General features: G+C 66.6%; 13 protein-coding genes. 5 read left to right on the plus strand and 8 right to left on the minus strand.

Features of this window, described 5'->3' with window-relative positions:
- Nucleotides 1-17 precede the first annotated feature (17 nt).
- The 5 genes from dxr to pyrH form a co-directional block, all read right to left on the minus strand.
- Nucleotides 18-1190, minus strand: coding sequence for a 1-deoxy-D-xylulose-5-phosphate reductoisomerase (dxr, locus tag B9Y97_RS17160; protein WP_085527894.1), 1173 nt, complete (start codon nucleotides 1188-1190; stop codon nucleotides 18-20).
- The gene (locus tag B9Y97_RS17165; protein WP_085527895.1) at nucleotides 1187-2047 is read right to left on the minus strand and encodes a phosphatidate cytidylyltransferase; all 861 of its coding nucleotides are present in this window, start codon (nucleotides 2045-2047) and stop codon (nucleotides 1187-1189) included. Before B9Y97_RS17165 ends, dxr begins: the two co-directional genes overlap by 4 nt.
- Nucleotides 2040-2768 carry a polyprenyl diphosphate synthase gene (gene uppS, locus B9Y97_RS17170; protein ID WP_254900984.1) on the minus strand — a complete coding sequence of 243 codons (729 nt, stop codon included), beginning with the start codon at nucleotides 2766-2768 and terminating at the stop codon, nucleotides 2040-2042. The genes B9Y97_RS17165 and uppS overlap by 8 nt, the downstream gene beginning before the upstream one ends.
- 73 nt (nucleotides 2769-2841) lie before the next feature.
- Complete coding sequence (gene frr / locus B9Y97_RS17175; protein WP_085527896.1) at nucleotides 2842-3405, minus strand: ribosome recycling factor; 564 nt, start codon at nucleotides 3403-3405, stop codon at nucleotides 2842-2844.
- 144 nt (nucleotides 3406-3549) lie between these two features.
- Entirely contained in the window at nucleotides 3550-4293 is a 744-nt protein-coding gene (pyrH, locus tag B9Y97_RS17180) for a UMP kinase (RefSeq protein ID WP_085527897.1), read from the minus strand.
- Nucleotides 4294-4422: 129 nt separating this feature from the next.
- Between pyrH and miaA the strand changes: the two genes are divergently transcribed.
- The 3 genes from miaA to B9Y97_RS17195 all read left to right on the plus strand — a co-directional run bounded on the left by miaA (nucleotide 4423) and on the right by B9Y97_RS17195 (nucleotide 6992).
- A complete protein-coding gene (gene miaA / locus B9Y97_RS17185) occupies nucleotides 4423-5310 on the plus strand; it encodes a tRNA (adenosine(37)-N6)-dimethylallyltransferase MiaA (protein ID WP_085527898.1) in 888 nt (295 codons plus the stop codon).
- A gap of 234 nt (nucleotides 5311-5544) precedes the next feature.
- On the plus strand, nucleotides 5545-6264 hold the full coding sequence (locus B9Y97_RS17190) for an AraC family transcriptional regulator (RefSeq protein ID WP_254900954.1): 720 nt from the start codon (nucleotides 5545-5547) through the stop codon (nucleotides 6262-6264).
- Nucleotides 6265-6449: 185 nt separating this feature from the next.
- Nucleotides 6450-6992: a VOC family protein gene (locus B9Y97_RS17195; protein WP_085527900.1), complete on the plus strand. Its 543-nt coding sequence runs from the start codon at nucleotides 6450-6452 to the stop codon at nucleotides 6990-6992.
- A 21-nt stretch (nucleotides 6993-7013) separates the two neighbouring features.
- On the opposite strand, the gene B9Y97_RS17200 is transcribed toward B9Y97_RS17195, so the two are convergent.
- Nucleotides 7014-7601, minus strand: a complete 588-nt coding sequence (locus tag B9Y97_RS17200) for a lytic transglycosylase domain-containing protein (RefSeq protein WP_085527901.1) — start codon at nucleotides 7599-7601, stop codon at nucleotides 7014-7016.
- Between the two features lie 172 nt (nucleotides 7602-7773).
- Between B9Y97_RS17200 and ssb the strand changes: the two genes are divergently transcribed.
- Complete coding sequence (gene ssb, locus B9Y97_RS17205) at nucleotides 7774-8298, plus strand: single-stranded DNA-binding protein (RefSeq protein ID WP_085527902.1); 525 nt, start codon at nucleotides 7774-7776, stop codon at nucleotides 8296-8298.
- A 100-nt stretch (nucleotides 8299-8398) separates the two neighbouring features.
- Nucleotides 8399-9478, plus strand: a complete 1080-nt coding sequence (locus B9Y97_RS17210) for a site-2 protease family protein (RefSeq protein ID WP_085527903.1) — start codon at nucleotides 8399-8401, stop codon at nucleotides 9476-9478.
- A gap of 47 nt (nucleotides 9479-9525) precedes the next feature.
- Here B9Y97_RS17210 and aroB read toward each other — a convergent pair whose 3' ends face one another.
- Both aroB and B9Y97_RS17220 read right to left on the minus strand, forming a co-directional pair.
- Complete coding sequence (aroB, locus tag B9Y97_RS17215) at nucleotides 9526-10638, minus strand: 3-dehydroquinate synthase (RefSeq protein WP_139828360.1); 1113 nt, start codon at nucleotides 10636-10638, stop codon at nucleotides 9526-9528.
- The gene (locus B9Y97_RS17220) at nucleotides 10635-11183 is read right to left on the minus strand and encodes a shikimate kinase (RefSeq protein ID WP_176224423.1); all 549 of its coding nucleotides are present in this window, start codon (nucleotides 11181-11183) and stop codon (nucleotides 10635-10637) included. Before B9Y97_RS17220 ends, aroB begins: the two co-directional genes overlap by 4 nt.
- Between the last annotated feature and the right edge of the window lie 103 nt (nucleotides 11184-11286).

Genomic DNA, 11286 nt, shown 5'->3' on the forward strand with positions numbered 1-11286 from the left:
CCTCCTGTGTGCCGGGTTCACGTCCCGGTCTCGATGATGTTGCGTGCGGTCATCCGCGCCATGTCGTCCACCGCGCGCACGTTATCAAGGGTAATCTCGGCATGAATAAGGCTGCGGTCGACTGACAAGCGCGTGAGCACCTCCTCGACCACCTCCGACATCCGCACGAAGTTGATCCGCCCCGCGATGAACCCGTCGAGCGCCGCCTCCTTGGCGGCGTTGAACGCGGCCCCCGCAAGCCCGCCCTCGGCCATGACCTCGCGGGCAAGCCTGAGCGCGGGCCAGCGGCGCTCGTCGGGGTGGCGAAACTCGAGATTGCCGATCTGCCCGAGATCGAGCCGGTCAACCGGCACGTGGCGCCGCTCGGGCCAGTGCAGCGCGTAGCCGATGGCGTGCCGCATGTCGGCCGGGCCGACGTGGGCCATCAAGGCGCCATCGTTGAAGCCGACCAGCGCATGGACCAGCGATTGCGGATGCACGAGCACCTCGATCTTGTCGGGCGAAACACCGAAAAACTCTTTTGTTTCGATCAGTTCCAGCGCCTTGTTGAACATCGAGGCGCTGTCGATGGTGATCCGCTGGCCCATGTCCCAGTTCGGGTGACACGAGGCCTGCGCCAGCGTTGCCTCGGCGAGCTTTTCGATCGGCCAGTCCCGGAAGGCACCGCCCGAGGCGGTGATGATGATCCGCTCCACCGCGGCGATGTCCTCGCCCACCAGCCCCTGGAACACCGCCGAATGCTCGCTGTCGACCGGCAGAAGCCGCGCGCCGTGTTTCTCGGCCGTCGCCAGAACCAGTGGCCCGGCGGTCACCAGGCTTTCCTTGTTGGCAAGGGCAAGTGTCGCGCCCGCCTCCAGCGCGGCGAGCCCCGGCGGAAGTCCCGCCGCCCCGACGATGGCGCTCATCACCCAGTCGGCCGGCCGGCGCGCTGCCTCCTCGATCGCCGTGATCCCCGCCGAAGCTTCGATGCCGGTCCCCGCGAGTCGCTCGCGCAATTCGGGCAGGTTTTCCTCGTGCGCCGTCACGGCAAGATCTGCCCTGAGCGCTCTGGCCTGTTCGGCCAGCCGGGCGACGTTGTGGCCCCCGGTCAGCGCCACCACGTCATAGGCGTCGGGATCGCGTTCGATCAGGTCGATGGTGCTTTCACCGATCGAGCCGGTGGCGCCGAATATGGAAATACGTCGGGTCATGCGCTCCAGGCCAGATAGGAGAAGGTCAGGATACCGGCAAGCGCGGCCGCGGCCACCAGCGCGTCGAGCCGGTCGAGAAAGCCGCCGTGGCCGGGGATCAGGCGGGAGCTGTCCTTGACCCCGGCCCGCCGCTTGATCGCGCTCTCGGCGATGTCGCCCATTTGCCCGGCGAAGGCGAGCCCGATGGCCGCCCCGGCCCCCAGCAGCGCCGCGCCCTGGGCCTGAAACATCAGCGCCCCGAACAGCCCTGCGCCGATCCAGCCCGCGACGGTGCCCGACCAGGTTTTTTTCGGGCTGACGCGTGGCCAGAACTTCGGCCCGCCGATCAGCCGTCCGGCGAAATAGCCAAGGATGTCGGAGATCGCGACGATGGCGACGAGGATCGCCACGCCGATCACGCCGAATTCCTGCAAGGCAAAGACAAGATAGAGCGCGCCGATCAGCGCCATCGGCGCATAGCCTGCCCAGATCAGCCGCCCGGAGCGCAGGTTGACAGCGCCGGCGAGGATGACCAGCGCGAGCCCCGCGCCCAGCCCTGCCAGCGCGCGCAACAGCATCCCCCCAGTTTCGGCGTCCGCCGGCGATGGCGGCGGCACTGCGAATCCGCCGGCCAGCGCCACCGTGAGTGCGCCGGGCAGCAGCACCGGGGCGAAGGTCAGCGAGAAACGCCGCACCGGCGCGATCCCCGGCTCACACAGCGCCGCCAACTCCCAGAACATCACGAAACTGACCGCCAGCACGAACAGGCTCCAGCCGAGCGGCCCTGTCATCAGCGCCAGAACGGCGACGGCGAGCATGACCACGGCCGAGAGGATGCGGGTGGAAAGATCCGCCCAGGCGGATGCCTTTTCAGGCATTCCTGACTCCGCCATAGCGGCGGTCGCGCCCGGCGTAACCTTCCACCACCCCGGCAAACACCTCGGGGCTGAAATCGGGCCAGAGGGTTTCGATGAACTCGTATTCGGCATAGGCCGACTGCCAGAGCAGGAAGTTGGAAATCCGCGCCTCACCGCTGGTGCGGATCACCAGGTCGGGATCGGGCAGCAGGCAGGTATCGAGGTATTTCGGCAGGGTTTCCTCGTCGATCCCATCCGGGTCAAGCTTGCCCGCCGCAACGTCCTGCGCCAGCCGCTTGGTCGCCCGCGCCACCTCGTCGCGCCCGCCGTAGTTGATCGCAACGGTGAGGTGAACGCGGGTATTATCCGCGGTCAGCGCCTCGAGGTCGTCCATCATCTTGATCAGGCTCGCTTCCAGCTTCACCCGGTCACCGATGAAGCGGACCCGCACGCCGTTGTCCTTGAGATCGCGCGCCTGGCTGGTGATGTAGCGGCGAAACAGGCTCATCAGCCCGGCCACCTCGGTTTGCGTGCGTTTCCAGTTCTCGGTCGAGAAGGCGAAGATCGTAAGGTATTCCACCCCGAGGTCCGGGCAGGCCTCGACGATCTCGCGCACCCGCTTGGCCCCGGCGTGGTGGCCAAACAGCCGCGGCCGCCCCCGGCTCTGTGCCCAGCGGCCGTTGCCATCCATGATGATGGCAACGTGACGCGGACCGCTGCTGGCATCAACCAACGTCGTCACTTCACTCGGGTCTGACTTGTTACGCGCGCGCTTGATCAAATCGCTCTCCTCGCGCAGATCGGGCCAATCAGCCTCAAACCTGCATAATCTCTTCCTGCTTATGGTCGAGCATCTTGTCGACCTTGGCAACAAAACTGTCAGTCAATTCCTGAATCGAATCCTGCCAGAACTTCTGGTCGTCTTCGCTCATGCCGTCCTTGTTCTTCTTGATCTGGTCCATGCCGTGGTGACGCACGTTGCGCACGGCCACCCGGGCGTGTTCGGCATATTGCGCGGCAACCTTGGTCAACTCGCGGCGGCGTTCCTCGTTCAACTCCGGGATCGGCAGCATGATGATCGTGCCGTTGGTCTGCGGGTTGATCCCCAGCCCCGATTCCATGATCGCCTTCTCGACCTTGTTGACCAGCGACTTGTCCCAGACGTTGATCGTCACCATCCGCGGCTCGGGCACGTTCACCGTGCCGACCTGGTTGATCGGGGTCAGTGCGCCGTAGGCATCGACGTGGATCGGCTCCACCATCGTGGCCGAGGCCCGGCCAGTGCGCAGGCTGGCGAATTCATGTTTCAAGGCTTCTAGCGCGCCTTTCATCCGGCGCTCGAGATCGTCGAGGTCAAGCTCGAATTCCTGATCGGCCATGGGTCTGCCCTTCTTGCTGGCGGCTCACGCGCGTTCGACGTGGTATAGCCGCAACTTCACGGATTTGTATAGGGTTGCGCGAGGTTTTCCACCGCACTTCGCGGCATGGTGGCGGGAATGCGCCAAGGCGCCTGTCCTTGCCGCCTATCCGGAAACGGTTGTGTAGGTGCCCTCGCCGGAGAGGATGCCGCGAAAGCCGCCCGGCTCGTCGAGGCTGAAGACGATGATCGGCAGGTGGTTGTCGCGCGCCAGCGCGATGGCGGACGCGTCCATCACCCCGAGCCGTTTGGCCAGAGCCTCGTCGAAACTGACCCGCTCGTAGCGCACGGCATCGTCGTGCCTGGCCGGGTCCTTGTCGTAGACACCATCGACCTTCGTGCCCTTGAAAATTGCCTCGCAGGCCATTTCCGAGGCCCGCAGCGTGGCCGCCGTGTCGGTGGTGAAATAGGGGTTGCCGGTGCCCGCGGCAAAGATCACCACGCGTTTCTTCTCAAGGTGGCGCACCGCGCGGCGGCGAATGTAGGGTTCGCAGACCTCGTCCATCCGGATCGCCGAGATCACCCGGGTGAACACCCCCAGCCCCTCCAGCGCCGATTGCATCGCCAGTGCGTTCATCACCGTGGCGAGCATGCCCATGTAGTCGGCGGTGGTGCGCTCCATCCCCTGCGCCGAGCCCTGAAGCCCGCGAAAGATGTTGCCGCCGCCGATCACCATGCAGATCTCCACCCCCATCTCGTGCACGCTCTGCACCTCGCGGGCGATGCGCTGGACCGTCGGCGGGTGCAGCCCGTAGCCCTGATCCCCCATCAGCGCCTCGCCCGAGATTTTCAGCATGACGCGCTTGTATCTTGTGCGGGGAATGTCGCTCGGGGTGTCGCTCTCGGTCATCGTCCAGCCATGCGTTTGGGATTTCGCGGCAAGATGTCGGAAAACCCGCTCGGGAGCAAGGCGCGAATGCCGCCCAGGGCTTGGCGCGCGCCGCCGGCTGTCCCATGTTGGCGACGGAAAGGACCGTGCATGGATTTCGATATCACCCGCCTCGATCCCGCCCGGCCCGTGCTGATCGCCGGGCCCACCGCCAGCGGCAAATCCGCGCTGGCGCTGGCGGTGGCGCGCGCGCAGGGCGGCGTGGTGGTAAACGCCGACGCGCTCCAGGTTTTCGCCAACTGGCGCGTGCTCACCGCGAGACCCTCGCCCGGCGAGGAGGCCGAGGTGGCGCACGCGCTCTATGGCCATGTGCCCGGCGACAGGGCCTATTCCGTCGGCCACTGGCTGCGCGAGGTGGCCCCGCTGCTGACAGCCGACGCCCGCCCGATCATCGTTGGCGGCACCGGGCTCTATTTCTCCGCGCTCACCGAGGGGCTTGCCGCGATCCCCGCCACCCCCGACGCGGTGCGCGCCGAAGCCGATGCCCGGATCGCCCGCGACGGCCCCGATGCGATGCTGGCCGAGCTCGACCCCGCCACCGCCGCCCGGATCGACGTGCTGAACCCCGTCCGGGTGCAGCGCGCGTGGGAGGTGCAGCGCGCCACCGGCCAGGGCCTCGCCGCCTGGCAGGCGGCCACGCCGCCCCCGCTCCTGCCGCTCGACAAGGCGCAGGCGCTGGTGATCGACGCCCCGCGCGACTGGCTGCGCACCCGGATCGAAAAGCGATTCGACGCGATGCTGGCGGCGGGCGCGCTCGACGAGGCCCGCGCCAATCTCGATGGCTGGTCCGAGGCCCTGCCCTCGGCCAAGGCAATCGGCGCGCGCGAGTTGATCGCCCACCTGCAAGGCAGGCTCGACCTCGAAGACGCCCGCGCCCGCGCGGTCATCGCGAGCCAGCAATACGCCAAGCGCCAACGCACCTGGTTTCGCGCCCGGATGCGCGATTGGCACCCCGTCGCGGCGGCGGCACCACTGTGACCGAACGGTGACAGTCACGATTCGGAAACAGCTTATCCACAGCAAATCCCGGCTGCCTGTGGATAACATGCGCGACACTTCGCCCGGAATCGGCTAGGCAGGGTGGGTGCGCGCCACCAAACCGATAACACGACAGGGACAGCTGCCACACCCATGACCCAAACCTTCGCCTCCCCGTTCCGCGTTCTCCCTCTTGCCCGCCTTGCCAAAGGCGGTCGATGGCGCACCGAGGCGATGCGCAGCTACGGCGCGCCGGTGTTCCTGTGGTTCACCCGTGGCCAGGGCCGGATCACCCTCAACGGCAAGACCGCCGGCTACACCGCGCACAACTGCGTCTTCATCCCCGCCGGCACGATGCACGGCTTCGAGATGAACAATTCCGTTGCCGGCTTGATCGTGGTGTTCCCGCCGGGGCTGGAGCAGGAACTGGCGCTGCCCGAAGACCCGGTGCACCTGCGTCTGTCGGACGCCGAACAGCATATCGAACTCAATCGGCTGATCGACTCGATCCAGACCGAAATGGAGAACGGCGAAACCGCTTCGGAACGCGCGCTGCTAAGCCACGCCGGGTTGCTCTCGGTCTGGCTCGAACGCCAGATCGGCGATGTCGTGGTCGAGGCCCCGCGCGAAGACGCCACCACCCGCCTTGCCGCCGCCTTCACCGCGCTGGTGGAGCAGGATTTCCACTCGTCGAAGACGGTGCGCGACTATGCCAAGGTGCTCGGTGTCACGCCGACGCATCTCAGCCGGGTCTGCAACAAGGCTTGCGGTCGCCCGGCCTCTGCCATCCTCGCCGACCGGGTGCATTACGAGGCGCGGCGATTGCTGACCGAAACCCACATGCCGGTGAAAGACATCGCCCGGGCCCTCGGTTTCGCCTCGCCGGCCTATTTCACCCGCGCGTTCTCGCAGCACACCGGCCGCAGCCCGTCGCAGTTCCGCCGCGGCGCCTGAGGCGGCGCTGCTTGCCCGTGCCTTCAAGGGCGCGGGAGCTTGCGTTCCTACAGGACTTTTTTTCCGACCGTTCCCCCAACGCGTCCCCGCGCGCTACATGGTGCCGTGTTGCCTCGTAATTTTCGTTGCATTTGCAACGGTAATCGGGCATGATCGCCAGATCACAGTCAGGGAGCGCGAAAAACATGAAAATCGAACAGATCCACCACGTCGCCTATCGCTGCAAGGACGCCAAGCAAACCGTCGAATGGTATGGCAAGATGCTCGGGATGGATTTCATCCTTGCGATCGCCGAAAACCACGTGCCCTCCACGCACGAGCCCGATCCCTACATGCATGTCTTTCTCGACGCCGGGAATGGCAACGTGCTGGCGTTTTTCGAGCTGCCCACCAAGCCCGAAATGGGCCGCGATCCAAACACCCCCGTCTGGGTCCAGCACATTGCTTTCAAGGTGAAAGACCGGGATGAACTCATTGAATTCAAGGAGCATCTCGAAGCGAACGGCGTCGAGGTCCTGGGCGTGACAGATCACTCGATCTTCCATTCGATCTACTTCTTCGACCCCAACGGCCACCGCGTCGAGCTGGCCTGCCCGGACCCCGAGGAAGACGCGATGCTGGCAAAGCTCGACGCGGTGAAATGGGACATGCTGGAGGAATGGTCGCGCACCCGGCAGGCACCGCGCCATGCCGACTGGATGCACCAGAAAGAGCTGTCGGACGTCTGAGGGCAGGATCCCCGGGCGGTCTCAGCCGCCCAGGATCGCCGTCACGTAGCCTTGTGTTTCGGCATAGGGCGGGATGCCGTCGTGCTTCACCACCGCTTCGGGGCCCGCGTTATAGGCGGCAAGCGCCAGCCGCCATGACCGGAACCGCTCGTATTGCGCCCGCAGATACCGCGCGCCGCCGTCGAGGTTTTCCAATGGGTCATGCGGGTTCACCCCGAGCCGCACGGCGGTGTCGGGCATCAGTTGGGCAAGACCGATCGCGCCCTTGTGGCTTTCGGCTTTCACGTTCCAGCCCGATTCCTGCTGCACGAGGCGCAGGAACAGGTCGGTCGGGATGCCATGCCGCCCCGCGGCCTGCCTTGCCGCTTCGAGATATTCACCCTTGTATTTGCCGCTGTAACGCGGAATCGCGCCGTCGCGGGCAGCCGGGTCGTAGTTCGGGGTGAGCCGGGCCGAATGGCGGTACTGGTCGGACGCGCGCCCGTCGAGCACCTTGAGCGCATTATCGAAGCCGGACCGGCCCGATGACGAGGAAAACAAGGTTTCTGCCGTGGCCGGAACGACGCTGGCAAGGCTCAGGATCGCGGTGACAAAGGCAAGGCGCTTCATGCAGTCCCCCGGGGCGTGACTGGCGCACAGATTAGACCGATTTTTCGCGCGCCGCCAGTGCCTGCGTCAGCTCCAGAGGCCGCCCGCCGGCCCCTCGGCGGAAATTAACCTTTCCTTCACCGTGGTCGGGTGATGTAACCATGACGACAATTTTACAGATTCGGAGGGGCTCATGGCAGGGTCGGTCAACAAGGTCATTCTGGTCGGCAATCTCGGCCGCGATCCGGAGGTGCGCACCTTCCAGAACGGCGGCAAGGTCTGCAACCTGCGGATCGCCACGTCGGAGACATGGAAGGATCGCACCACCGGCGAACGTCGCGAAAAGACCGAGTGGCACTCGGTCGCGATCTTCCAGGAAGGGCTGGTGCGGGTGGCCGAACAATACCTGCGCAAGGGCTCGAAGGTCTATATCGAGGGCCAGTTGCAAACCCGAAAGTGGCAAGACCAGTCCGGGCAAGACCGCTATTCAACCGAGGTTGTTCTGCAGGGATTCGGCGGCACGCTGGTGATGCTCGACGGCCGCAGCGGCGGTGGTGGCGGTGGCGACTACGGCAATGACGGCGGCTATGGCGATAACAACGGCGGCTACGGCGGTGACGATATGGGCGGCCCGGGTTCGGGCGGCTCCGGCGGCGGCGGCAGCAGTGGCGGCGGCGCGGGCGGCCCCGGCGGTTTCGACGACGAAATCCCGTTCTGAACAGCCGCCTTGCGCAAAGGCTTGCGGCCCCGGCGGACGGTCTCCATGTTGAAAGGGCGTGCAGATCCCCTGCGCGCCCTTGTCATGCGGGGGCAACCAGATGTCATGGTCCTTTCCGATCGGCCACCTCTTCGGCAGCGAACTCAGGGTGCATGTCACCTTCTTTCTGCTGATCACCTGGATCGGCGCGACCGGCTGGCTGCAAGGCGGACCCACCACCGCCGCGATCTATATCCTTTACGTGCTGATCCTCTTTGCCTGCGTCATCGCGCATGAATTCGGCCATGCCCTCACCGCGCGCCGCTACGGCATCCGCACCCCGGACGTAACGCTGCTGCCGATCGGCGGCCTCGCCCGGCTCGAAAAAATGCCCGAGAAGCCCGGGCAGGAAATCATCGTCGCCCTCGCCGGCCCGGCGGTGAACGTGGTGATCTTCCTCGTGCTGGCGCTGATCCTCGGCCCCGCGCGGCTGGCAGACGTGGCCTTCACCGAGATCACCCTCGCCTCTTTGCCGGCGCAGGTGGCGATCCTCAATCTCGTGCTCGCGGTGTTCAACCTCATTCCCGCTTTCCCGATGGATGGCGGCCGGGTGCTGCGGGCGGTGCTCTCGCTCTCGCTCGGGCGCGCCGCGGCCACCCGCGCGGCCGCAACCGCGGGCCAGGTGCTGGCTTTCGCGATGGGCCTCCTCGGCCTCGTCGCGGGCAACCCGTTCCTGCTGCTGATCGCCTTCTTCGTCTTCATCGCGGCCGGGGCCGAGCGCTCCGACGATGCCATGCGGATGCTCGCCCGGGGCATGCTGGCACGCGACGCGATGATCACCGAGTATGAAACCCTGCGCCCCGACGACAGCCTCGACCTCGCCGCCACCACGCTGATCCGCACCACCCAGCACGAGTTTCCCGTGGTCGACCCGGAGACCGGGCGTTTCGAGGGGCTGCTCACCCGCGCCGCGCTCTACCGCGCACTGGAGGCAAGCCCGCGCCCCGCCCGGGTGGTCGAGGTGATGGAACGCGACTTGCCCTTGGCGCAATTGACCGAACCGCTCACCGGTACGCTGGCCAAGATGCAGACCGGCGCGCCTGCGGTGATGGTGATCGGGCGCGAGGGCACGCTGGTGGGCTACATCACCCGCGAGAACGTGGGCGAGTTGATGATCGTGGCCAGCGCGCGCGGGGGGTGAGGCGGCAGCCGTCTCGGTTTCGTGCGCTGTCGCGGCGCAAATTGCCCCTAGCGCCCCGCGAGCGCTTCCGCCAGAACCCCGCGCACCACCGCCAGGTCAACGTCCTCGGCCACGAATGCCTCGCCGATGCCGCGCGCGAGGATGAAGCGCAGCCGCCCGGCGTCCACCTTCTTGTCCTGCGCCATCAGCGCCATCAGGCCCTCGACGTCCGGGAGATCGCCGGGAATCTCGGCGAGGTCGCGCTTCATGCCCATCGCCGCGAGATGCGCACGCAGCCGCGACGGTGCCTCCTGCGCCATCAACCCGAGGCGGGCGGAGGTCTCGAAGGCCAGCACGCAGCCGATCGCCACGCCCTCGCCGTGCAACAGCCGGTCGCCGTAGCCGGTTGCCGCCTCCAACGCATGGCCGAAGGTATGGCCGAGGTTCAGGAGCGCGCGGTCGCCCTGCTCGGTCTCGTCGCGGGCCACGATATCGGCCTTCATCTGCACCGAGCGGCGCACCGCTTCCTGTCGCAGAACCGTATCGCCTGCCGCAAGCGCAGGCCCATGGGTTTCGAGCCATTCGAAGAAGTCGAGGCTCCCCAACCCGCCATATTTCACGACCTCGCCATAACCGGCGAGAAAATCGCGGGGCGTCAGCGTGCCGAGCACGTCGATATCGGCCAGCACGAGGCTGGGCTGGTGGAAGGCGCCGATCAGGTTCTTGCCCCGGGGGGAATTGATCCCGGTCTTGCCGCCGACCGAACTGTCGACCTGCGCCAGCAGCGAAGTGGGGATCTGCACGAAGCGCACCCCCCGGCGCAGGATCGCGGCGGCGAAACCCGCAAGATCGCCGATCACGCCACCGCCGAAGGCCACCACCATGTCGCCGCGCTCGATCTTCTGCGCGATCAGCCATTCGACCACTTCCTGCAGGTGCGCCCAGCTTTTCGTGGCCTCGCCCGGCGGCAGGATCAACGTCTCGGCGGTGATGCCCTCCGCGGCGAGGCCGGCTTCGAGCGCGGCAAGGTGGAGCCCGGCCACCCGTTCCTCGGTGACGATCGCCACGCGCTTGCGGGCGAGCAGCGGCGCGATCTGCGCGCCCGCGCGCGCCACCAGACCGGCACCGATGCGCACCTCGTAGGCCCGCGCCCCGAGCGCCACCTTCACCACATCCATCAAGCGTTCTCCTCGATCACGTCGGGCCGGGTTTCAAGTGCCCGGATCACCTGGCGGGTCATCTCCGGCAGGGTGTAGCCGGGATCGGCCTCGACCACCAGATCGGCCCTTGCATAGCTCGCCTCGCGCGCCGCGTAGAGCCGGGCCAGCGTGCCTTTCGGATCGGGCGTCTGCAACAGCGGCCGGGTCGGCTTGTGGCGCACCCGCTCCCACAACAGGTCGAGATCGGCCTTGAGCCAGACCGACACCCCGGCCGCGGCGATCGCGGCGCGGTTCTGCTCCGACAGAAACGCCCCGCCGCCGGTCGCGATCACGCGCGGCCCCTCGGCGAGCAAGCGCCGCAGCACCTCCGATTCCCGGGCACGGAAAAACGCCTCGCCGTCGCGCGCGAACACTTCCGCAATGGTCATCGCGGCAGCGCGCTCGATCTCGTCGTCACTGTCGATGAAGGGCACGCCGATGGTCTGGGCAAGGGTGCGCCCGACCGCGGACTTGCCCGCGCCCATCATCCCCACCATCACGATGGGTTTCTTCACCCGGAATGCCAAACCGGCAATGCCTCGCCAAAAATTCACGTCGCGCCGACATGGCGTGACCTCCGAAAGCATGGCATATAGGAAGTGGCGGGGCAAAAAAACCTGCGAAACACGA

The organism is Maritimibacter sp. HL-12 (assembly GCF_900177545.1).
Lineage (GTDB): Bacteria > Pseudomonadota > Alphaproteobacteria > Rhodobacterales > Rhodobacteraceae > Sinisalibacter.